Source organism: Allorhizocola rhizosphaerae, assembly GCF_003426775.1.
In the GTDB taxonomy this organism is placed as follows: Bacteria; Actinomycetota; Actinomycetes; order Mycobacteriales; family Micromonosporaceae; genus Allorhizocola; species Allorhizocola rhizosphaerae.
Window position 1 is genome coordinate 1 of sequence record NZ_QJUG01000143.1, and the last position, 22007, is coordinate 22007.

19 protein-coding genes and 1 tRNA gene are annotated in these 22007 nt (G+C 67.7%); 13 read left to right on the top strand and 7 right to left on the bottom strand.

All coding sequences use genetic code 11. The annotated features are described in order from the left end of the window. Together DM816_RS26910 and DM816_RS42930 are read right to left on the bottom strand one after the other, a co-directional pair. The coding region (locus DM816_RS26910) for a hypothetical protein (protein WP_117213190.1) at nucleotides 1–1069 on the bottom strand (1069 nt) is incomplete at its 3' end. 195 nt (nucleotides 1070–1264) lie between these two features. After that, nucleotides 1265–1426: a DUF5679 domain-containing protein gene (locus DM816_RS42930; RefSeq protein ID WP_162907880.1), complete on the bottom strand. Its 162-nt coding sequence runs from the start codon at nucleotides 1424–1426 to the stop codon at nucleotides 1265–1267. Between the two features lie 315 nt (nucleotides 1427–1741). On the opposite strand from DM816_RS42930, the gene DM816_RS26915 reads away from it, so the two are divergent. Then, a complete protein-coding gene (locus DM816_RS26915) occupies nucleotides 1742–2260 on the top strand; it encodes a M48 metallopeptidase family protein (RefSeq protein ID WP_117213191.1) in 519 nt (172 codons plus the stop codon). On the opposite strand, the gene DM816_RS26920 is transcribed toward DM816_RS26915, so the two are convergent. Further along, nucleotides 2248–3567, bottom strand: coding sequence for a zinc-dependent metalloprotease (locus DM816_RS26920; RefSeq protein WP_246002269.1), 1320 nt, complete (start codon nucleotides 3565–3567; stop codon nucleotides 2248–2250). The genes DM816_RS26915 and DM816_RS26920 overlap by 13 nt on opposite strands. Nucleotides 3568–3668: 101 nt before the next feature. On the opposite strand from DM816_RS26920, the gene DM816_RS26925 reads away from it, so the two are divergent. The 10 genes from DM816_RS26925 (at nucleotide 3669) to DM816_RS26975 (ending at nucleotide 17929) form a co-directional block, all read left to right on the top strand. Then, on the top strand, nucleotides 3669–4754 hold the full coding sequence (locus tag DM816_RS26925) for a YlbL family protein (protein WP_117213193.1): 1086 nt from the start codon (nucleotides 3669–3671) through the stop codon (nucleotides 4752–4754). 60 nt (nucleotides 4755–4814) lie between these two features. Then, nucleotides 4815–7703: a UPF0182 family membrane protein gene (locus DM816_RS26930; protein WP_117213194.1), complete on the top strand. Its 2889-nt coding sequence runs from the start codon at nucleotides 4815–4817 to the stop codon at nucleotides 7701–7703. Between the two features lie 52 nt (nucleotides 7704–7755). Then, a tRNA-Met gene (locus DM816_RS26935) sits at nucleotides 7756–7829 on the top strand. Between the two features lie 1603 nt (nucleotides 7830–9432). Beyond that, nucleotides 9433–10104, top strand: a complete 672-nt coding sequence (locus DM816_RS26945; protein WP_117213195.1) for a winged helix-turn-helix transcriptional regulator — start codon at nucleotides 9433–9435, stop codon at nucleotides 10102–10104. Nucleotides 10105–10339: 235 nt separating this feature from the next. After that, entirely contained in the window at nucleotides 10340–12400 is a 2061-nt protein-coding gene (locus DM816_RS26950) for a S8 family serine peptidase (RefSeq protein ID WP_117213196.1), read from the top strand. A gap of 260 nt (nucleotides 12401–12660) precedes the next feature. Continuing rightward, a complete protein-coding gene (locus tag DM816_RS26955; protein ID WP_162907881.1) occupies nucleotides 12661–13287 on the top strand; it encodes a dienelactone hydrolase family protein in 627 nt (208 codons plus the stop codon). 81 nt (nucleotides 13288–13368) lie between these two features. After that, entirely contained in the window at nucleotides 13369–14697 is a 1329-nt protein-coding gene (locus tag DM816_RS26960; RefSeq protein WP_117213205.1) for an acyltransferase family protein, read from the top strand. Between the two features lie 19 nt (nucleotides 14698–14716). Continuing rightward, nucleotides 14717–15118 carry a helix-turn-helix transcriptional regulator gene (locus tag DM816_RS26965; RefSeq protein WP_117213198.1) on the top strand — a complete coding sequence of 134 codons (402 nt, stop codon included), beginning with the start codon at nucleotides 14717–14719 and terminating at the stop codon, nucleotides 15116–15118. Between the two features lie 28 nt (nucleotides 15119–15146). Beyond that, nucleotides 15147–15557 carry a VOC family protein gene (locus DM816_RS26970; RefSeq protein ID WP_117213199.1) on the top strand — a complete coding sequence of 137 codons (411 nt, stop codon included), beginning with the start codon at nucleotides 15147–15149 and terminating at the stop codon, nucleotides 15555–15557. Between the two features lie 101 nt (nucleotides 15558–15658). After that, nucleotides 15659–17929, top strand: a complete 2271-nt coding sequence (locus DM816_RS26975; protein WP_117213200.1) for an ATP-binding cassette domain-containing protein — start codon at nucleotides 15659–15661, stop codon at nucleotides 17927–17929. Between the two features lie 207 nt (nucleotides 17930–18136). Here the strand turns inward: DM816_RS26975 and DM816_RS26980 are convergent, their stop codons facing one another. After that, entirely contained in the window at nucleotides 18137–18529 is a 393-nt protein-coding gene (locus DM816_RS26980; RefSeq protein WP_117213201.1) for a rhodanese-like domain-containing protein, read from the bottom strand. Nucleotides 18530–18587: 58 nt separating this feature from the next. Between DM816_RS26980 and DM816_RS42935 the strand changes: the two genes are divergently transcribed. Continuing rightward, nucleotides 18588–18824, top strand: coding sequence for an HAD family hydrolase (locus DM816_RS42935; RefSeq protein ID WP_162907882.1), 237 nt, complete (start codon nucleotides 18588–18590; stop codon nucleotides 18822–18824). Between the two features lie 6 nt (nucleotides 18825–18830). Here DM816_RS42935 and DM816_RS26985 read toward each other — a convergent pair whose 3' ends face one another. After that, entirely contained in the window at nucleotides 18831–19922 is a 1092-nt protein-coding gene (locus tag DM816_RS26985; protein WP_162907883.1) for a hypothetical protein, read from the bottom strand. 15 nt (nucleotides 19923–19937) lie between these two features. Beyond that, entirely contained in the window at nucleotides 19938–20258 is a 321-nt protein-coding gene (locus tag DM816_RS26990) for a PadR family transcriptional regulator (RefSeq protein ID WP_117213203.1), read from the bottom strand. Between the two features lie 125 nt (nucleotides 20259–20383). Here DM816_RS26990 and DM816_RS26995 point away from each other — a divergent pair, with 125 nt between their 5' ends. After that, complete coding sequence (locus tag DM816_RS26995) at nucleotides 20384–20608, top strand: hypothetical protein (RefSeq protein WP_117213204.1); 225 nt, start codon at nucleotides 20384–20386, stop codon at nucleotides 20606–20608. Here DM816_RS26995 and DM816_RS27000 read toward each other — a convergent pair. Then, nucleotides 20605–22007 (bottom strand): response regulator transcription factor (locus DM816_RS27000; RefSeq protein ID WP_162907884.1); only part of this gene is annotated, 1403 nt, incomplete at its 5' end. The two genes, DM816_RS26995 and DM816_RS27000, sit on opposite strands and share 4 nt — an antisense overlap.

Consider the following 22007-nt stretch of genomic DNA (forward strand, 5'->3'; position numbering starts at 1 on the left):
CGCGCGGGGCGGCCGGGTCACGCGCCGGGCGGGCGGTGCTTTGGGCGGGCGGTGGGTCCTGAGGTCGTTGGTCGGGCGGTGTGGAGTGGGGTGGTTGGTCGTGGGCGGGCCTGGTGCGTGGTGTGCAGTCGCAGGCTGGGTGCGGAGTCCAGGTGCGACGGCGCCAGGGGGCGACTCCGTCGATCTCGACGGTGGTGCCGATGGTGGTGGGGTCGCCGCCGTCGATGAACGTGAGCACCTCGGCGGCGGCGAAACCGGCAGCGGTCATGAGGGTTGCCGCCGCGCACGGGCCGGGGTCGGTCTCCAGCTGCGCAACCAGCTGCGGCCAAGCCGGGTCGCGGTCGGTGCGGTGCAGGTCGAGGCAGCGTAAGCACGGACCGCGGTCCGACGGGATCAGCGGGCCGACGATGGCCACGCCGTCGCGCACGCCGAACACCAGCCGCGGCGGGCGCTGCCGCGCCCCGCGCCGGCCCACGTCGACCAGCCGCCCGATCTGCACGACGAAGGCGCTGTCGGCGCGGACGGTCGGGGAGCGGTCGGCGGAGATGACCGGCTTGGCGGTGTCGCCCGCCTCGGTAACCTTGCCGACCGTGCCCACGCCGGCCTCGGCCAGGGTTGTGATCAGGTGCGCGGCCACGGGTCCGTCGCCCGCGATGATCACGCGGGCGGTGTGCCGCCGGTGCAGGATGGTGGCCGGTGAGGCGGGCCGCTGGCGAAACCGCAGGGCCAGGGCCGCGGCCTCGCGCGCGATCCGGCCGCGCCGCTCGGCTGGGACGGCCGGGGGCATCAGGGTGTCCGCGGCCACCACGAGGCCCGTGCCGGTGAGGACGGCTAGCACCTCGCGCGCCTCGTCTTCGGGCAGGCCGATGCGCGCCAGCTCGGCGATGATCATCGGCTCGGTGTGCGAGCCGTCGAGCATGTCGAACAGCTTGGCGGCGGCCGGGTGCGGCAGCTCAAGGACGACTGCCTGCCGTGGATCGGTGCCGAGCTGGACGTGGTGGCGGTCGCGCCAGAGCGGGCGCAGGCCAGGAAGCAGGGTGGGCCGGGGGATCAGCGACGAGCGACTCACGCCAACGAGGATGACTCACCGCCACTCGTACACAAGAGTTATCCACAGGCCATCCCCGTCGATCAAGCTGTTGTCCACAAGTTATCCACAGGCCCCGGCGGCGGGGTGTGGATATGCGATAGCTGTGCGTAGCCATGCGCATGTGGACAGTCGTGTGGGCGGATGGAATCGGACCATCCGCCCACGGATGGCGACCTACGCCTTGCCGAGGATCCGGTTGACCGTGGTACCGCAGACCGGGCAGGGCCCCTTGGCCATCCTCATGTTGGTCTTGGACACCGTCACCGTCCCCTCGAAGTCTCGCTTTTGCTTGCACTTCACGCAGTAACCGTTGTACGTCTCCGTCTTCGCAGCCACGTTTCCTCCAATGCTGACGACTCAATGCTTACGCCGTGGTCGGTGGAAGTCTGCCTGTCCGGACACGACAGACAAGTCAGGTAAGCCGGGACACGCCGGAGCTATCGCGTTTATCGGATATGAAGGCGCTTCCGGTTCACCCGCGATGGAGGAATTTTCCCGGCTAACCGCACTTATTCCGGCGAATTTGGCGATGATCCAAAATTTGGCTCTTGCGGCACCCCCGCATCCGTTAGCTAGCGTCCTTCCCGTGAGCGGAACCCTGATCTCACCAGGTCAGTTCCCGCCAGCTAAGCCGTCTGGCGGGGGCAACTGATGGCCGGTGGACGCAAGCCAGTTGTCGAAGTGCGGCGCAGTGCAAGGCGCCGCCGAACTGTGTCGGCCTACCGTGACGGCGAACGCGTCGTCGTGCTTATCCCCAACCAATTCTCGCGGGCCGAGGAGACCGAATGGGTCGACCGGATGCTCGCCCGGCTCGCCGCCCGCGACCAGCGCACCCGCCGCAGCGATGACGACCTGGCCACCCGGGCGAGGCTCCTGGCAGCGCGCTACCTGCCCGAATATGGCGACGTCGCGATACCGTCCAGCATCCGCTGGGTGACCAACCAGAACGGCCGCTGGGGCTCGTGCACCCCATCGGACCGCAGCATCAGGATTTCCGACAAGGTAAAAGACATGCCCGCCTGGGTTGCCGACTACGTCCTGCTGCACGAGCTGGCCCACCTCGTCGTCCCCGGGCACAACGCCCGCTTCTGGAGCCTCGTCGGGCGCTATCCGCGCACCGAACGGGCCCGGGGCTACCTCGAAGGGATCGCGGCGGCTCAGCTCGTCTGAGCGCCGCCGGTGCCCCCGCTCTCGCCGCCCTCGTTATCGTCCTTGCCCTCGTCGTTGCCCTTGCTCTCGTTGAAGTCGTCGAACCCGTCGAAGCCCTCCAGCTCGCCCAGGTCCAACTGGGACTGCGCGAACGCGTCCGGATCGGCGAAGTCCTCTTCGGACGGAAGCAGATCGGGGTGTCCCCACAGCGCGTCGCGCCCCGACACGCCACGATGCTCGGTCAGCGCCGTCCACAGGGCGGCGGCCTCGCGTAGCCGGCGCGGGCGCAGCTCCAGCCCGACGAGTGCGGCGAAAGTCGACTCGGCCGGGCCACCTGCGGCGCGCCTGCGCCGGAACGCCTCCGACAGCTTCACGACGTTGGGCAAACGCCCCTGGGCGGCCGCCTCGACCACGTGCACGACCCAGCCCTCGACCAGCGCCAGCGCGGTTTCGAGCCGGTTGAGCGCGGCCCGCTGCTGCTCGGTGTCCTCCTGTGCGAAGATCCCTTCGAGCTGGATCTCGCGCATGGTCTCCGGATCGGACGGATCGATGCGCCGCATGGCCTCCTCGATGGCCTCGCGGTCGACGCGGATGCCGCGCGCGTAGGCCTCGACCGCGGTGAGCACATGCCCCCGCAGCCAGGGCACGTGACCGAACAGGCGCTGGTGCGCGGCCTCGCGCAGGGCCACGAACAGGCGCACCTCGTCCGGATCAAGTTCGAGGCCTTCCCGGTACCCCCTGATATTGGCGGGGAGCAACGCGGCGGTCCCGGCCGGCCCGAGCGGCAACCCGATGTCACCTGCGGAAAGCACCTCGGTGGCGAGCTTTGCCAGGGCTTGGCCGAACTGGCCGCCGAACAGCGCCCCACCGAGCGCGGTGATCATCGTTGACATGGGCCCGAGCTGGGCGCGCGCCTCTGGCGGCACAAGATCGCCCATGGCGGCGACCATGCGGGCGGCGACGGGATCGGCGAGCTTCCGCCAGACATCCATCGTGTTATATATCCACTCGTTGCGGTTCCAAGCGGCGGTGGTGATCACTCCGCTCGGCAGCGCGGTGGTCGGCTCAAGCCACAGGTCGGCCAGGCGCAGCGCCTCACCGATCTCGGCGCGCTCGGCGGCCGTGACGGCGGGATCGCCCTCGCTGTTGAGCGCGCTCGTGGCCACCTGACGGGCGAGGTCCCAGTTGACCGGGCCGGTTGAACCTCCGCTCTGCGCCGCGGCCATGAGTTGCTGCAACCCGGCGAGAAACTGCTGCATCTGCTGCGGGTCATTGGGATCTGGTGGTTGGCCGCCCGGGAGGGCAAAGCCGAACGGGGTGTCTGGCACGTGTTCCAAGGTACGCCAACTTGAGCCGACCTGACTCATACCCGCCCCGCTGGATCCGGGAGATCGGGGGAATGTCAGGGGCACCGGTTAGGCTTTCGCGCATGAGGCGTAGGGGTCTGACCGTTTTGCTCGGTGCGCTGCTCACGCTGCTGCTGGGCTGGCAGATCGGTCGGGCGGACGTGCCCTACGTCGCGTTGAGCCCGGGGCCGACGGTCGACACCTTGGGCGCCGTCAACGGTTCCGGCGACACCTGCACCGATCCCGCGACGCCCGCGCCTTCCCCTCCGCCCTCTCCCGAACCGGCCTGCCAGCTCGTGATCCAAATCACCGGCGCGCCGACCACCGAGAGCAAGGGTCAGTTGCGGATGGTCACGGTTTCGGTGCAGTCCGGCATGACCCTGCTTGAGGCGATCCGGGGCTGGCTCTCCGGCGAGGACGCGGTGGTCCCGCGCAAGCTGATCTATCCGGAAAACAAGACCGAGCAAGAGGTCGAGCAGGAAAACAAGCAGGAATTCGAAAACTCCCAGACCAGTGCCGAGACCGCTGCCCTCAAATTCCTTGGGTACCAGGTGCAGGTCGCGGTGAGCCAGGTGACCGCGGGCGGCGCGGCCGAGGGCAAGCTGCAGACCGACGACATCATCGAGTCGGTCGACGGCGTCGCCGTCACCTCGCCGCAGAGTCTGCTCGACATGGTTCGGGCCAAGCCGGCCGGCACGACGCTGCGCATCGGCTATGCGCGGGGCGGTGCCAAGAGCACGGTCGACCTGGTGTCCAAGGCCGCCGACGACGGCAGCCCCAGGATCGGCGTCGGCATCAAGGCCGTGCAGCCTCACCCGTTCGAGTTGCGAATCAAGCTCGACAAGATCGGTGGGCCGAGCGCGGGCATGATGTTCGCGCTCGGCATCATCGACAAGGTCAAGCCCGAGGACATGACGCACGGCAAGGTCATCGCGGGCACGGGCACGATCGACGACGAGGGCCGGGTCGGGGCGATCGGCGGTGTGCCGCAGAAGCTTCACGGCGCCAAGGAGGCGGGCGCGACCGTCTTCCTCGTGCCGGCCGCCAACTGTGCCGAGGCCAAGGCCAACGTGCCTGACGGGCTGACGCTGGTCAAGGTGGGCACACTAGACGAGGCGGTCAAGGCGCTCGACGCACTTGGCACAGGTGGCCCACTCCCGTCCTGTTGACATACAGGTTCGAGACGTAGGCTGACCACCGTGGTGAACAGATCAAGCCAGCTACCCCGGATGAGCCGTCGCAGCCGGGCCTGGCTCATCGTCCTGACCGGACTGCTCGTCGGATTCGCGGTGCTCGGCTGGGTCGTCGAAGCGTGGACGGAGTGGCTCTGGTTCACCGAACTAGGCGCCACACAGGTCTTCAGCGGGCAGCTGTGGACCCGGATCGGGCTGTTCGCCGTGGCGTTCGTGCTCGTGGGCGGGTTCATCTTCGCCAACCTGTGGCTTGCCTACCGGATGCGGCCGTTTCTGCCCCCGACCGGGCTGCGGCAGGAGGCGCTGGAGCGATATAGATACCTGCTCGGGCCGCGGCTGGGCCGGTGGTTCGCCATCGTGTCCGGCGTGATCGCCTTCTTCGCCGGGCTCGCCGCGCAGGGCCATTGGCAACAGTGGATGCTATTCCGCAACGCCGAGCCGTTCAACGTGCCGGATCCTGTGTTTGGGATAGACATCGGCTTCTATATCTTCCGCCTTCCGTTCTGGCAGTACCTGTTGGGCACCGGCTTCACGGTGACCGTGCTCGGGCTGCTCGGCGCGCTGGCGGTGCACTACCTCTACGGCGGGCTGCGCCTGTCCGGGCCGGGCGACCGGATCACGACCGCGGCGCGGGCGCACCTGACCGGCCTGGTGGCGCTGTTCGTGATCCTGAAGGCGGTCGCTTACGTGGTCGACCAGCGGGCCCTGCTGCTCGACACGATTGCCGGGACGAAGCTCACCGGTGCGGGATACACGGCGATCAACGCGTTGCTCCCCGCCAAGGAGATGCTCACCTACATCTCGGTGATCGTGGCGATCGCGATTCTGGTGTTCTCCAATGCCGTGATGCGCAACCTGGTGTGGCCGGGCCTGGCGCTCGGCCTGCTCGGGATCTCGGCGGTCGCGATCGGCGGGATCTACCCGTGGGGCGTGCAGACGTTGCAGGTCGAGCCGAGCCGCAACGTCGTGGAGGCCGAATTCATCAAGCGGGCCATCGACTCGACGCGCACGGCGTTCGGGTTGGAGGCGACGAAGAAGACCGACTATCGGTCGGGTGTGGTGGTGCCGCCGGCGTCGCTGGCGCAGGATCAGACGATCGTGCCCAACATCCGGCTGCTCGACCCGGCCGTGGTGTCGGAGGCTTACACGCAGCTGTCGCAGGTGCGCAGCTTCTACCACTTCGGCGACAAGCTTGACATCGACCGTTATCAGGTCGGCGGCAAGACGCAGGACTACGTTGTCGGGCTGCGCGAGCTGTCCTACAGCGCGCTGACCGGCACGCAGGACAACTGGATCAACCGGCACACGATCTACACGCACGGATATGGGTTGGTGGCCGCGCCGGCCAACGAGATCTGCGGTGCGGGCCAGCCCAAGTTCGTGTCCGGGTTCTTCGCGGGAGCGACGAGCACCAGCGGCGGGTGCACGTCGGCTCAGGACGAGATCCCGGTGCAGCAGCCACGGGTGTACTACGGCGAGCAGATGAGCGAGTACGCCATTGTGGGCAAGCCCTCACCGACCTCGCCCGACGCCGAGTACGACCGGCCGGTGGGGGAGACGACAGACGCCCACCACACCTACGAGGGCAAGGGCGGGGTGCCGATCGGATCCCTGTGGCGGCAGCTGCTGTACTCGGTGAAGTTCGCCGAGTCCAACTTCCTGCTGGCGGACGCGGTCAACGACAACTCGAAGCTGCTCTACGAGCGGGACCCGCGCACCCGGGTGCAGAAGGTCGCGCCGTTCCTCACGCTGGACGGCGACCCTTACCCGGCGGCAGTGGGCGGGCGCATCGTCTGGATCATCGACGGCTACACGACGTCGGCGAACTTCCCCTATTCGAAGCGCGTCGATCTGCGCGAGGTGACGAACGACTCGCTGACCGGCGATGGCACATTCCAGCTGGACCGGCAGCAGATCAATTACATCCGCAACTCAGTGAAGGCCACGGTCGACGCCTACGACGGGACCGTGACGCTCTACGAGTTCGACCAGAAGGACCCGCTGCTGAAGGCGTGGAACAACGCGTTCGGCGGCAAGCTGGTCAAGCCAAAGAGCGAGGTTCCGGCGGAACTGGCGGCGCACTTCCGGTACCCGGCGGATCTGTTCAAGGTGCAGCGCGACCTGCTGACGCAATTCCACGTGACGGAGGCCAACGACTTCTACACCGAGGCCGACTTCTGGGCGGTGCCCGATGACCCGGCCAAGGCGGTCAAGGCCAAGCAGCCGCCCTACTACCTGCTGACCGAGCTGCCCGGACAGGGCGACCCCCGCTTCCAGATCGTGGCTGCGGTCACACCGCGGGACCGGCAGAACCTCGCCGCGCTTATCTCAGGGTCCTATGTGGACGGCGAGCCCCGATTGGAGCTGCTGGAGCTGGGCAAGGACAGCCCGATTTCCGGTCCCATCCAGGCGCAGCAGAAGATGGAAAACTTCCCCGATGCGCGAAGTCAGCTCAACATCTGGGGGACCAACGGCGTCAAGGGCAATCTGCTCTCGCTGCCGTACGAGGGCGGCATGCTCTATGTCGAGCCCATCTACCTCAAGAGCAGCGGCGAACGGGCCTACCCGCAGCTGCAGCGGGTGCTGATGAACTTCGGTGAGAAGGTGGCCTTCGCCGAAACGGTGCAGGCCGGCATCGCCCAGCTGGTGGGCGGCGCCACACCGGCGCCACCGCCACCGCCGACCGACCAGCCACCGCCAACCACCGGTGGGGACAATGCCGCTGCCTTGGCGGCAGCCGCAGCCAAGGTCAACAAGGCGATCGAGGACCTGCGGGCGGCCCAGCAGAAGGGCGACTTCGCCGCAATCGGCAAGGCAATGGCCGACCTCGATGCCGCCATCAAGGAGTTCCAGGCCGCGCAGGCCGCCGCCACCAACCCGGCGGCCTCACCCTCGCCCAGCCCTTCACCCTCGCCATCGGGGTGAGCGATCCGGATTTGCAGTTTGCGTGGGGTACGAGCTAACCTGGTCAAGCCGACGCGGGGTGGAGCAGCTCGGTAGCTCGCTGGGCTCATAACCCAGAGGTCGCAGGTTCAAATCCTGTCCCCGCTACTCAGGGAAAACCCCCGATCAGAGGTCACTCTGATCGGGGGTTTCTTCGTCTTTGCACACGTCCGGTGCATTCGTTGCCCTGTTCATCGTCCACGAACATTCATGGTCGCGATCTCGTGAGCCGCGTCACGAATGCTGGGGGAGCAGACGTCGAAGGGCGAAGGCCACCGCAGGGCGCACACCTCGGCCCGCCGTAGCCGGTGGTGGCGGCAAGCAGATTTTGATGTGCTTGAGGAACTTGCGCCTCCGCGCGCGGCCGTCCATACGGTCGGTGGTTTCAGTTGCTCCGCAACGTTTCCACGACGTCCCACCAGCGTACCGTGTTGGCGAGTGCGGCAGGCAGCACCGGTTGTACATTCCGGACGGTCTTCCGCTCCAGTCCAGGTGATTCCCTTTGAGCACCAAGCCTTTATGGAACCGGCGACAGGCCTTCAGCGCGGCGTGGACCGTTGCGCCCGACGCGTCGGCCACCTGTTGCGCTGTTGGCTCCTTCCCATTGCCTTGGCCCGGATAAGCCGAGCCGGAACCGGCCTTCGGCGCCAAAGGTCGTTGCGCCGTAGGTCGCTCCACGTCGACGCCGGGGGTAGAACCCGGCAACCCCTACGGGCGGGCCGACAGCGAAGGAAGGCGAGAAACCACCACGCGGAAACTCAACCCGCACAACCGATGCGCAGCGCACACCATGGAAGACCGGCCGTTTGGCACGCAGATGTCGACACGCGAGGTTCATCAACACGCCCGCACGAACTCACCATCATGGGGTCAGGATTTCGGCCGGCCGCCGCCTGTCGACTCGCGCCCTCCGGCCTTCGGCCCAGCGCGGCCGGCAGCGGTTCGGGACCTGAGCGAGCGTCACGCCCGGTGACCGAAGCCCGGTTTGAGGAGTTCGAGACCGACGCGTTCGCTCAATAACGGCTTGCCGACCGGACCTCGAAAACGCCGCCAGCACTCCCCTCGCGACGCTGATCCTTCAAAACCGAAAGTTAGTCCACAAGTGCACCCCCGCACAGATTGGCAACTGTTCCGGTGATGGCTCCAGCGCGATCTGAAGCCAGGAACGCGGCCGTCTCTGCTATCTCCGAGAGCGTGGGCAGCCTTTTAGAAGCGTCCCCTGCGCCAGCCCGCCTTCGAGAAACTCCTGGACCGACAGCCCGCCCGCGGATGCCATCTGCTGGAAGAGGTCCCTGGTGTAGGAACCCGCTGCCGGCGCATCGACGACAGCGTGTGGGCGGATGCCGATGACCCGGATGTTGCTGGTGCCAGCTCCGCCGCCAGAAGCCGCGAGAAGGCCTCCTTGCCGGCCGCGCGCACGCCGTGCCCCAAGATGCCGCCTATGGCTAGCTTGGCACCCGGCTCGGACAACGTCAGGATGACGCCCGGACGCTTGCGACCCATGTGCGGTGCCACAGCCTTGCTGGTGATGGCGCCGCCGATAGGGCCCACGCCTCCATAGATCACAGCGTTCTTATCCGTAAGCAGCAATCCGCTCATGTGTATGTTCTCCAGACGTGTACGGCCTCTGCAAGACAGTAACCGCGGTCGGTTGTAAAAAACAACTAGACGTTATGGTGCTTTAGGATCACGTTGGATGAGGAGAGTGGTCATGCCAACCAGCCGTAGCTATCGGGACTCATGTGGGATCGCCCGCGCCCTCGACGTCGTCGGGGAGCGATGGGCCCTGCTGGTCGTCCGCGAGCTGCTCTTCGCGCCTCAACGTTTCTCCGAACTGCGGCATGCTCTGCCCCACATCAGCTCGAACCTGCTCGCAGACCGACTCCGAGAACTCGAACACAACGGCGTGATCCGCCGTGGACTCGCACCGGCGGAAGGCCCGCAGGTCTACGAACTGACCGAATGGGGTCGGAAGCTGGAACCGATCCTGCTGGCTCTGGGCGACTGGGGGATCGACGCCCCGCAACCCCCGCCGCCGACCGTGCTCAGCGCCACCTCTGTGCTGATCTTCTTGCAAGGTGTCGCTCGCCCTGACCCCGCGGCGCCGCCGATGACTTGCCGTCTTGAGCTAGACGGTCGGGTTTGGACGGTCCGCCTTGCGTCCGGACGGGTTCAAGTGCAGCCGGGTGAACCCACAACGGCAGACGTCTCGCTCCGAGCGGAGCCCAAGACCCTCAACGCCCTGCTGGCCGATCCGGCCACACTCGCAACCGCATGCGCCGACGGCAGCGCCGCCGTCGTAGGAGATCTGTCGGCCATCGGACGGCTGCTGCACGCGGTCAACGACCCGTGGCCCTCCGACGGCCATACGAGTGTCTCTTAAGGCGCGCCATTCAGAAGTGGATACGCAGAAGTTCGGGGACCGCACCATTTATTGATCCGCATGTCTGATGTGGGTGGCAAATCGGCCCAAGCAGTGACCAGTTACTCAACGCAATTGGGCCGAAAGGCTGACCCCGGGGAGAGACAAATGAGCGAGGATGGTCAGCGCTTTTGCCGCAAGGCAAGGCCGTCCACCCTAAATCCATAGTGGACGTGACCTCAAGCGGGGAGTGTGAATGTCCCAACTTCGCCGAGTCGGTCGCTCGGTTGTGGCCGGAATCGTCTTTGCTGCCACGGCGACCACCGCGATCGTTTCCAACGCAGGGGCCGCATATGCGGGCCCGCCCGACGACAAGAAGGTGCCGGGCCTCCTGAAAGCCGCCGACCACGGCGTCATCAAGGACAGCTACATCGTGGTCCTGAAGGACACCAAGGCCAAGGCGGCTGACGTCCACGCCAGTGCCAAGGCGCTGACCCAACGATACGGTGGCGTCGTTTCCCACACCTACACGCGCTCCATCCGCGGTTTCGCCGCGCAGATGAACGAGGCGCAGGCCAAGCAGCTTGCCGCCAGCGCCGACGTGGCTTATGTGGAGCAAAACCGCAAGGTTTCCAAGACTGACACCCAGGTAAACCCGCCGTCGTGGGGCCTGGACCGCGTGGATCAGTTCTTCGCGCCGCTGAACAAGCGGTACGTGTATCCCAATACGGCGAGCAACGTGCGCGCGTACGTCATCGACACCGGTATCCGGATCACGCACCAGGAATTCGGTGGCCGGGCGAGCTACGGCTACGACTTCATTGACAACGACCCCATCGCGGACGACTGCGCCGGCCACGGCACGCATGTCGCCGGCACCATCGGCGGCACGAACTACGGCATTGCCAAGGGCGTCCAGCTGGTGGCCGTGCGGGTGCTCGACTGCCTCGGTGAGGGGTCTTACGCCCAGGTTATCGCGGGCGTCGACTGGGTCACCGCGAACGCCGTCAAGCCGGCGGTCGCCAACATGAGCCTGGGCGGCGGCGGCTTCAGCGCGCTCGACGCGGCGGTTCAGGCGTCCATCGACTCCGGCGTCAGCTACTCCGTCTCCGCCGGAAACGCGGGTGATGACGCGTGCCTGTACTCGCCGGCTCGGACGAGTGGGGCGATCACCGTTGGCGCCACCGACGAGGTCGACTTCCGCACGTCGTTCTCCAACTGGGGATCCTGTGTGGACATTCACGCGCCGGGTCACCACATTCCGTCTGCGGTGGCCGACAGCGACACGGCGATCGATCGGTACAGCGGCACCTCGATGGCCAGCCCGCACGTCGCCGGCGCTGCGGCGCTTGCGCTTTCCGCCAACCCTGGCTGGACCCCCACGCAGGTGAGGAACCACCTCGTTTACGGCGGCACCCGCCGGGTCGTGCGGAACACGGCCGCGACCTCCACGAGGCCTGTCACGAGCGACGTGTTTCTGCGCATCGGCACGGTGGCCGTGCCGTTCGTTACCGGCCTGCGTTCGCTGACCAACGGCAAGAACGTCTCCGTTGGCGCGGGCGGCACCCAGCCGCTGCTGGCCAGCCTGCCGCCGAACCAGATCGGCGAGCCGGAGAAGTTCACCACGGCCAGCGCCGGGGGCGGCTTCTACACGTTGGCGTCGTGGGCAAACGGGAAGTATGTCAGCGCCACCTCGGGTGGCACCGGTCCGCTGATGGCCAACGCCAGCGCCGTCACGGATGCCGAGCGGTTCCTGCCTCAAATGAACGGCGATGGCACGGTCAGCCTGAAGAACAAGCTGACCGGATTGTGGGTCACCGCGCCGGCGGGCGGCGCAGAGCCGCTGGTCGCCACCGCGTCCACGATCGGCCAGGCGGAGAAGTTCATTTGGGCAACGCCGGCGGCTGTTGTCGCGTTGCGTGCGGTTGTCAACAACAAGATTGTGACTACGCCGAACTTCGGCGCGAGTCCGTTGATCGCCAGTGCCACCGCAGTCACCTATATCGAGCGATTCGACATGCTGGACATGGGTGACGACGCCATCGTGCTGCGGGCACACTCCGACAAGAAGTACGTCACGGCAACGAACAACGGCAGCTCGCCGCTGATCGCCAACTCGACAACAATCGGTGAGCCGCAGACATTCTGGCTCTACCACTACGGCGACGGCAGCCTGCTCTTCCAGTCCGCCACCAACGGCTACCTGGTGGAAGCGCCGAACAACGGCGACTCGCCGCTGATCGCCAGCTTCAACCCATTCATCCAGGACCCGACCCCGGAAACGATGTTCTTGCACGAGGTCCTCTCCGTTAACTGAATCCTGGCAAGGCTCAGCCGGGCCGCCGAGACTCTCGTCTCGGCGGCCCAACTCGTTCTGTCAGGGCTGCCGCCACACCTCGGCCGACCGAAACCAGGCGGACCGCTTTCATGGCACGCTCATACCCCACACGCCGGACATAAGACAGCGCCGCGATGGGTACCAGCGTCTGACACACTCCATCGGCCGCGTGCCGCCCGCGACACCGATTCGTTGTGGGAAGAGAGAGCAGCGGGTACGGGAGAATAGAGCCACTGAAGATGAGACGGGAAAGCGTGCTGCACCTGGAATCGGCCGGCATCGTGCTCGAAGCCGAGCTCGCCGTCACCGAGCACGCGATCGGCACGATTGTCATCGTGGACGGTGGCCGACGGGCCCGGCACGATCACCGCCAGCGTGACCTAGCCGCACACCTGCATGAGTACGCCTTGTCCACCCTGCTCGTCGATGCGATAACGCTCGCTGAGTCGCTGCTGGACCCGGTCAAGGCCTGGCATCGGCTCGATACCGGCCTGCTCGCCGGGCGCATCGTCGCGGTCGTTGACTGGCTTGCGGCGCAACCCGAAACCGGTGCACTGCCGGTGGGAGTCTTCGCCGGCGGGCGGCGTGCCGGTGACCCAGCCCTGTTGGCCGCTGCTCGCCGTCCGTCATCGGTCCGGGCTCTGGTGTGCCGCGATGCCCGGCCCACCATGTCCGCGGCGACCCTTGCTCAGGTCACGACGCCGACTCTGCTGATCGCCAACCCCGCCGATCGTGCGACGGTCGAAGCCAACGAGCATGTGGCACGACACGTCACCGGTCCGTGCAAGCTCCAGCTGTCGATGGATGACACCAACGTTGCTGGCGATTGGTTTGGCGAGCACCTGCGCCCACACGGATCGTGGTGACACCTCAGGTGCGCCGCCGCGTCGCTTGGACAGCGACCTACCCGTCGTGCGGCTGCTCAAACTAGGCTCGACCTTGTCATGCTGCACAGGCTGCGGCGGCTCGCCGAGGCGACACCGCCGACCCGGGAGCGGGTCATCGACCTGCTGCGCGCCGTCGCGATCACGGCCGTGGTGCTCGGGCACTGGCTGGTCAGTGCGGTCGGCTACGACGCGGCCGGCCGGCTGACCGCGCGCTCAGCGTTGGCGGAGCTGCCCTGGGCGCACTTCCTGACCTGGATCGCACAGGTCATGCCGCTGTTCTTTCTGGTCGGCGGCTACGCCAACGCGGCCTCGCTCACCTCGCACCGGGCGCGTGGTGGCGATGCGGCCGGATGGTTGCGCAACCGTGGCACCCGGCTGACCCGGCCGACCACCGCGCTGGTGCTCGTGCTCGCCGGGGCGGCGTTCACCGCGCAGTCGCTCGGGGCCGATCCCGGCTTGGTGCGCCTGGCCGTGTGGTTCGCCTGCATCCCGCTTTGGTTTCTTTCCGTGTACCTCGCCGTGGTGATCCTGGCTCCGATGATGTACGCGCTGCACCGCCGCTTCGGGTTCGCGGTGCCCGCGGTGTTGGTCGGTCTGGTCGCGGTGGGCGACATCGCGCGGCTCTACGGCGACGAGGCGTGGGGCTACGGCAATTTCCTGTTCGGCTGGCTGGCGATCCACCAGATGGGCTTCGCCTGGCGTGACCGGCGGTTGTCCGGCCGGCCACGCGTCGCCGTGCCGGTGGTGCTGGGCGGGCTCGGGCTGCTGCTCTTGCTCACGCTGGCCGGCCCGTATCCGGTGAGCATGATTAACGTACCCGGTGAGCGTTTGCATAACATGTCGCCACCGAGCCTTGCCCTGCTGGCGGTCGCCACGGTCCAATTAGGACTGGCACTGCTGCTGCGGGAGCGGGCGGAGCGCCGGCTGCACCGACCACGCCCGTGGACCGTTGTGGTAACGCTGAATTCGGTGATCCTGACCATCTTTTTGTGGCACATCAGCGCGGCGATCGTCGTGACGGCCGCCTTGCACGCGTTGGGCGTGCTCCCCGCGCCCGAAGTCGACACTGCGGCTTGGTGGGCATGGCGGATTCCCTGGGTGCTTCTGCTGAGCGTGGCGCTCGCCGGCTTGGTGGCCATCTTCGGCCGGATCGAGATGCGCCGAAGTCAGCTGCCGCCGCAGCGCTTCCGGTTCGCGGTTTCCAGCAGGCTGCGGCTGTTCGTGATAGTCGCGGCGTTTCTGGCGGTCGCCGTCGGGCTCGTCTACAACAACGTGTGGCCGGCAAACAGCCCCACCCGGTTCGGTCTGCCGACCACCGCCCTGGTCGCCTACCTGTCCGGCGTTGGGGTGTTGTGGCTGCTTGCGAGGTTCGTCCAGAACCGGGATTGAGCCCACCTATCCTGGTGTCATGAGGACCGAGGAGCTCAAGCTTCTGCGGCGCGCCCGTGACCTGATGGACCGGGAGTATGCCCGGCCGCTGGACGTGCCCGCGCTGGCCCGAGCCGCGCTCATGTCCCCGGCGCACTTCTCGCGGCAGTTCCGCGCCGCTTATGGCGAGACACCGTACAGCTATCTGATGACCCGGCGGATCGAGCGCGCCAAGACCCTGCTGCGCCGCGGCGACATGAGTGTCACCGACGTGTGCATGGCCGTGGGCTGCACCTCCCTGGGCTCGTTCAGCTCCCGCTTCACCGAACTGGTTGGCGAGTCCCCGAGCGCCTACCAGGCACGCAACCACGCGGCGATGGCGACCGTCCCCGGCTGCTGGACCAAGCGCGTCACCAGGCCAAGCAGGATTCGAGAAGCATAGGTCAGCCCGGCCTCATAGGGTTCCAATCATGAACATCTCAGTCAGGAACGTGTTTCTGGAAGTCGACGACCACGACGCCGCGCTGGCCTTCTACCGCGATGCGCTGGGCTTCGAGGTTCGCCAGGACGTCGCCATGGAGGGCGCGCGTTGGCTGACCGTCGGGCCCAAGTCCCAGCCCGATTTAGGCATCGTGCTGCAGACCGTGGGTGTGGCCCGTTCGCCCGAGGATGCGCAGACGCTGCGCGAGCTGCTGGCCAAGGGTGTGCTGTCCGGCCTGGTCCTTTCCACCGACGACGTCGACGCGGTGTTCGAGTCGGTGCGTGCGAGCGGGGCCGAGGTGCTTCAGGAGCCGATGGACATGCCGTACGGCCCGCGCGAGTGCGAATTCCGCGACCCGGCGGGCAACCAGGTGCGGTTCAGCCAGGCCCCCAAGGGCTAGGTCCGGCTTCGTCGTTTGGGCGCGTGGGCGGGTACCCTCTTGTGGCTATGCCCGCCCGTCCCGACCTGCCCGCATAACGATGAGGAAGGACTCTGGCACGAATGAGGCCCGCTGACCGTCATGATCTGATCCGGGTGCAGGGCGCCCGCGAGAACAACTTGAAGAACGTCAGCGTCGAGATCCCCAAGCGCCGGCTGACCGTGTTCACCGGCGTTTCCGGGTCCGGCAAGAGCTCGCTGGTGTTCGCGACCATCGCGGCCGAGTCGCAGCGGCTGATCAATGAGACCTACAGCGCCTTTGTGCAGGGCTTCATGCCGAGCCTCGCCCGCCCCGACGTCGACCTGCTGGAGGGGTTGACCACCGCGATCATCGTGGACCAGGAGCGGATGGGGGCCAACTCGCGGTCCACGGTGGGCACCGCCACCGACGCGAATGCCATGTTGAGAATTGTTTTCAGTCGCTTGGGTGTACCGAGTGCGGGCCCGGCGTTCCATTACAGCTTCAACCAGCCGGCCGGGGCGTGCCCCCGCTGCGAGGGCGTCGGCACGGTCAATGACATCGATCTGGACCAGCTGTTCGACCGGAACAAGTCGCTCGCCGAGGGCGCGATCACGATCCCGGGCTACACCGCGGACGGCTGGCAGGTGCGCATCTACGGCGCGTCCGGCTTCCTCGACCCCAACAAGCCGATCCGGGACTACACCGAACAGGAAATGCACGACTTCCTGTACAAGGAGCAAGTCAAGATCAAGTTCGAGTCCATGAACCTGACCTACGAGGGACTCGTGCTGCGCGTGCAGAAGTCCTTCCTGCAGAAGGACAAGGATTCGCTCCAGCCGCACATCCGCGCGTTCGTCGAGCGCGCCGCCACCTTCACCCCGTGCCCGGAGTGCGGCGGCACGCGGCTCAACCAGGCCGCGCTCGCCTCACGGATCGACGGCATCAACATCGCCGACGCCTGCGCCATGCAGATCAGCGACCTCGCGGAGTGGGTCCGCCGCCTCGACGAGCCGTCGGTGGCCCCGCTGCTGGCCAACCTGCGCCAGACGCTCGACTCGTTCGTCGAGATCGGGCTGGGCTACCTGAGCCTGGACCGGCCATCGGGCAGCCTGTCCGGTGGTGAGGCGCAGCGCACCAAGATGGTGCGGCACCTGGGCTCCAGCCTCACCGACGTGTCGTATGTCTTCGACGAGCCCACCGTCGGCCTGCACCCGCATGACATCCAGCGGATGAACGGCCTGCTGCTGCGGCTGCGCGACAAGGGCAACACCGTGCTCGTGGTGGAGCACAAGCCCGAGGTGATCGCGATCGCGGATCACATCGTCGACCTCGGCCCCCGCGCGGGCACACACGGCGGCACGGTGTGCTTCGAGGGGTCGGTCGACGGCCTGCGGGCCAGCGGCACGCTCACCGGGCAGCACCTTGGGTACAGGGCGGCACTCAAGCCCGACACCCGCAAACCGGCCGGCAAGCTGGAGATCCGCAACGCGACCCGGCACAACCTGAATGACGTGAGCGTGGACGTCCCGCTCGGCGTGCTGTGCGTGGTGACCGGCGTCGCCGGTTCGGGCAAGAGCTCGCTCATCCACGGTTCCATCCCGAAGGGCGCCGGCGTGGTGTCGATCGACCAGACGCCGATCCGCGGCTCGCGGCGCAGCAACCCGGCCACCTACACCGGCCTGCTCGACCCGATCCGGGCGGCGTTCGCCAAGGCCAATGGGGTCAAGCCGGCGCTGTTCAGCGCGAACTCCGCGGGTGCCTGCCCGAACTGCAACGGCAACGGGGTCATCTACACGGACCTGGCGATGATGGCCGGGGTGGCGACCGTGTGCGAGGAGTGCGAGGGCAAGCGGTTCCAGGCCAGCGTGCTGGAATACAAACTGGCCGGCAAGGACATCAGCGAGGTGCTCGCCATGCCGGTCACCGAGGCGCTGGAGTTCTTCGGCACCGGTGCGGCCAAGACGCCGGCCGCGAAGAAGATCCTGAGCCGGATGGAGGACGTCGGGCTCGGCTACCTCAGCCTCGGCCAGCCGCTGACCACGCTGTCCGGCGGTGAGCGGCAACGGCTCAAGCTGGCGATCCAGATGGCCAACGATGGCGGCATCTACGTGCTCGACGAGCCGACCAGCGGCCTGCACCTGGCCGACGTCGAGAAGCTGCTCGAACTGCTCGACCGGCTGGTCGACGCGGGCAAGTCGGTGATCGTCATCGAGCATCACCTGGCGGTGATGGCGCACGCCGACTGGATCATCGATCTGGGGCCGGGCGCAGGGCACGATGGTGGCCGCGTGGTGTTCGAGGGCGCGCCCGCGGATCTTGTCGCCGCTCGCAGCACGCTCACCGGGGAACACCTGGCGGATTACGTCGGCTGACCGAGCCGTGCCGCCTTGATGATCAGGTCGCGCGGGCGGGAAGATCGGGCGTCATGGCATGCGCCGCGTCTGTCCATATCGGACGGCGTCCTTGGTCGGCGCCCTTGGACGGCGTCCTCGGGCGTCCTCGGACGGCGCGTCGGCGAGCAGGTGTGGCATTGCCGGGCGGGGCAGCAGATACACCGGCTCGCCTTGCCTCCGACGGCACTACACCTGTAGTTCCGGGGTGGTCACCGGGCAGCCGGCCTGCTTCCATGCCTTGATGCCGCCGTCGAGGTGGGCCACGTCGGTGTACCCCAGCTCGAACAGCGTCGCGGCGGCCAGCGCGGAGCGGCCCCCGGACGCGCAATAAAGGATGGTCCGCTGCGCGGGCTGGAACTCCTCGCGGTGATATTGGCTGTTCGGGTCGGCCCAGAACTCCAGCATCCCGCGGGGCGCGTGGACCGCCCCGGCGATCATGCCGTCGTTGCGTAGCTCCATGGGTTCACGCAGATCGATCACAATGGCGCCCTGCGCGGCCTCGCCGGCCACCTGATCCGGCGTCAGGCTTTCAACCCGGGACTTGGCCGAGGCCACGAGCTCGGCAGCTGTGGTAGTCATCGCTCCTCCAAAAGTTTTGGCAACGACTCGATCATGCGCGAGCCGGGAGGGGCGCAGCATGCGCCGGATTGCCGTGTTCTTGCCGGGCGGTTGCCGTAATTCCGCTGGGCTTCCTCTAGCCGCCTGTATCGAAGTGGGCTGCCTGTTCGTCGACGACGATCCGCAACTCGTGCTGGCCGCGATCCAACAGGGTTACCGCGGGGCCGCGCTCAACCGCAGCGACGAACCGTGGGCGGTATCCGTGCCGACGGTCACCTCGCTGGACGAGGTGCTGCCGATTGTCGCCGGACGATAGATCGTGTCAAGCGGGCGCGTCCCGGCGCGCCTCGCGCACCGGCAACCGCGGCAGCGCCGCGATGGCCAGCGCGAGCAGCGCGCACAGCAAGCCCACCACGAAGATGAAGGCGAAGGAGGGCAGGCCGATCCACTCCCACAGCTGATGCCAGCGCGGGTGCGGCTCGCCGAGGTGATGCGCCAGCAGCATCGGCGGCACGACGAAGCATGGCACGCCCCACAGCAGCAGCACGAGGGTGAACATCACGGACGCCAGCGCTCGGACGGCGGGCCTTCCCTCGGTGCGGCGGCTGGCCCAGCCGAACAGCATCCACCCGCCCAGGAAACCGAGCACCACACCGGCGACAGCGGCCACGTGCACCGCCCACGGCGTCGCGCGCTCTATCTCGGCGACAAGGTAGGTGGTATCCAAACCGGACCCCTCGATGAGCTTCAGCGTGAGGATGTTGTCGCCGCGCGAGGCCATGAGGGTGTAGTCCAGCGGCAGTGTGCTGGGGTTGCAGGGTGGCCCGGCACAGTCGACCGCCGTGTCGCTGCGCACGCGATAAAGCCGCCACCCGGCCGCCCGCAGGTTGTCCTGCGCCACGCGCAAAGTCTGCTCGTGCGGGATCGGCGGCAACCCGTTGAGCACGACACCCGTGTTGGCGAACTCGTATTCCCCCGCGTCGAGCGTCAGCAGGGTATCGGCGTTGTCCCAGCTCAACGGCTGGCCGTAGATGACGAACAGCGCAGCGCCGCGATGGATCCGGTCCACGGGATGGCCGGGCAGGGTGTCGGTAAGGATGGCCCGCGCCTCCTGCACGGAGGGCAGCGGCCGCGCGGCGGCCCAGCCCAGGTGGGCCGCGAGCGATCCCGTGATCAGTCCACATAGGACAGACGCCAGGCTCGCCCACACCACCACCGTGCGGGAGGCGGGCCTGCCCAGCCGTGCCCGCAGTCCTTGGCGCAGCAGGTTTACCGCCTCGCGCACGGTCGGCCGGGTGCGCCCGGGCGGTGCGAGGTCGAGCAGGGTACCCACAATCTCATCGGCACGGGCCCGGCGGTAGGAGCGCGGATAGCACAACAGCAGGCGGCGGTAACGCCGCTCCAAACGGGACACTGGGACCTCTTCTGGTCAGGCGTGACGGGGGTTCAGGGCGCGCAGGCGGGATTCGGCGGCGCCCGCGAGCTGGCGCAGCCGCGCGATTTCGGCCGTGAGCACCTGCAGCCCGGCGCTGGTGAGGCGGTAGTAGCGGCGCATCCGGCCGTCGGCGACCTCATCGCGCACGTGCTCGACCAGGCCCTGCGCGACGAGCCGGTCGAGCGCCGCATAGAGCGTGCCCGGCAGCAGTTTCACGCGGCCGTCGGAGAGCGCGGCCACCTCACGGATGATCCCGTAACCGTGCCTCGGCCCGTCGACGAGCGCGGTCAGCACCAGGAACGTCGGCTCGCGCATTTCAGTCATGCGGGCAACATATATTGTTGACCAATCTATAGGCAAGCCCGCCACCGGAAAATGCGTTGAGCTGTGGCCCACCGGCCCAACATGCTGAGGGCTCACCTCTTTGTTTCGGGGCCTCAATGCGCTTGCTTCGCGATCTGTGGGCCACCGCGCTTCGGCGCACCGCCATCGTCGTGTGCCTCGTCCTGCTTGGGGCGGCGGCCGCGGCCGCGCTTGGCCGGATCGGTGTTTGCCGATCGCTCGGCGATCGCCTTCACCGCGCTGGCCTGTGCGCGAGTCAGGTGCTGGCCGCCGCTCCCGCACGGTCACGCGCGGCGGCCGGCGGCATTGTGGCCGAGATCTAGGCGAGGCCCAGCTCCGACGCCCGGCGCACGGCGGCGACGCGCGAGGTGCAGTCGAGCTTGGTGAGCAGGTTGCGCACGTGCATATCGACGGTGCGCGGGCTGACGAACAGCTCCTTGGCGATCTCACGGTTGGTGTGCCCGGTGGTGAGCAGGCACAGCACCTCTCGTTCGCGCCTGGTCAGGCCGGCGGGTTCGAGCGCGCGGACGGCCATGCGGCCCAGCCGCTGGTCGACGCGCTCGCCCATCCCGGACAGTTCTGCGGCGCAGGCGCCGGCCAAGGGTTTGGCGCCCAGCCTACGCGCCGTGCGGTAGGCGCTGGTCACAGTGTCCACTGCGGACTGTCGCTCGTCGGCTCGGGCGAGTGCCGCGCCCCAGCGCAACTGGCTGAGCGCCTGCTCAAAGGGCGCGGGGATGCCCTTCATGAGCTCGACGGCGCGGCCGAACAGCGCGACCGCTTGTGCGACATCGCCTTCGGCGAGGGCGAGCTCGGCTCCCGCGTGGGCGAGCGTGGACAGCACCTTGGGCGAGCTGAAGCGGGTCGCCGCCGCCGCGAGCAGCCGATGGCACTGGGCCAGCAGTGCTTGCTCGCCGGTCGTCGCCAAGAGTGTGGAGGCCCATCGCAGCGCCGGAAGGGCGAAGACCCAGTCCTCTTTGGACTGACAGCGTTCTAATAAACCCGATACGGTACGCAATGCGGCCACGCGGTCGCCGTCGAGATCGGCGGCGACGGCCAAACCCCACGTGGCGCCCACCTCGATACCGAAAATCTCTTGGGCGCGACCGAATTCGACGGCACGCCGCAGCAGTCCCGACCCGCGGCGCCGATCGCCGCGCAGCACAGAGATGAGCCCCATCTCTTCGCGCGCCACCATCTGGACCAATGCGGAGGCTTGGTTGTCGGCAAGCACATCGCGAGCAATGGCAAGCGCGCGATCCCAGTCTCCGAGGAAGCGCACCGCGACCGACATGCACGCGACGCACGCCTGCGCCAGATCGGTGATGCCGTGCGACTGGCACAACTCGGACGCCGACTCGTATGCGTCGGCCGATGCGGCGTAGTCGGCGGCGTGGATGAGGGCGCCCGCCAGCTCGTAGTAGGCGTGGCCCGCGGCTTCGGGCAGTTGCTGGGCAAGGGCCAGTTCGAGCCCTGACCGGGCCAGGTCGACTCCCTGCCGCCACTGGCCGAGGGAGGTGCGCACCGAGCCCTGGACGGCGAGGGCCTGTGCTTTGAGGTCGATGCGGCCGGCCCGTTCGGCGCACTCGACGGCCGCCATCGCGTGCTCAAGCGCTCGGGTGTGGTGGGCGGCCGGTCCCAGGTGCGAGGCGAGCGCGAGATGTTCGGCGGCGGCGTCGGCGTGCGCGCCGGCCGCCGCGAACGCCGCGGCCGCGGTCTCGCGCG

Coding starts and splice junctions, on each gene's coding strand:
- DM816_RS26915 (WP_117213191.1), top strand. CDS start 1,742: ATGGCCGGTGGACGCAAGCCAGTTGTCGAAGTGCGGCGCAGTGCAAGG.
- DM816_RS26925 (WP_117213193.1), top strand. CDS start 3,669: ATGAGGCGTAGGGGTCTGACCGTTTTGCTCGGTGCGCTGCTCACGCTG.
- DM816_RS26930 (WP_117213194.1), top strand. CDS start 4,815: ATGAGCCGTCGCAGCCGGGCCTGGCTCATCGTCCTGACCGGACTGCTC.
- DM816_RS26945 (WP_117213195.1), top strand. CDS start 9,433: ATGCCAACCAGCCGTAGCTATCGGGACTCATGTGGGATCGCCCGCGCC.
- DM816_RS26950 (WP_117213196.1), top strand. CDS start 10,340: ATGTCCCAACTTCGCCGAGTCGGTCGCTCGGTTGTGGCCGGAATCGTC.
- DM816_RS26955 (WP_162907881.1), top strand. CDS start 12,661: ATGAGACGGGAAAGCGTGCTGCACCTGGAATCGGCCGGCATCGTGCTC.
- DM816_RS26965 (WP_117213198.1), top strand. CDS start 14,717: ATGAGGACCGAGGAGCTCAAGCTTCTGCGGCGCGCCCGTGACCTGATG.
- DM816_RS26970 (WP_117213199.1), top strand. CDS start 15,147: ATGAACATCTCAGTCAGGAACGTGTTTCTGGAAGTCGACGACCACGAC.
- DM816_RS26975 (WP_117213200.1), top strand. CDS start 15,659: ATGAGGCCCGCTGACCGTCATGATCTGATCCGGGTGCAGGGCGCCCGC.
- DM816_RS26980 (WP_117213201.1), bottom strand. CDS start 18,529: ATGACTACCACAGCTGCCGAGCTCGTGGCCTCGGCCAAGTCCCGGGTT.
- DM816_RS42935 (WP_162907882.1), top strand. CDS start 18,588: ATGCGCCGGATTGCCGTGTTCTTGCCGGGCGGTTGCCGTAATTCCGCT.
- DM816_RS26990 (WP_117213203.1), bottom strand. CDS start 20,258: ATGCGCGAGCCGACGTTCCTGGTGCTGACCGCGCTCGTCGACGGGCCG.
- DM816_RS26995 (WP_117213204.1), top strand. CDS start 20,384: ATGCGCTTGCTTCGCGATCTGTGGGCCACCGCGCTTCGGCGCACCGCC.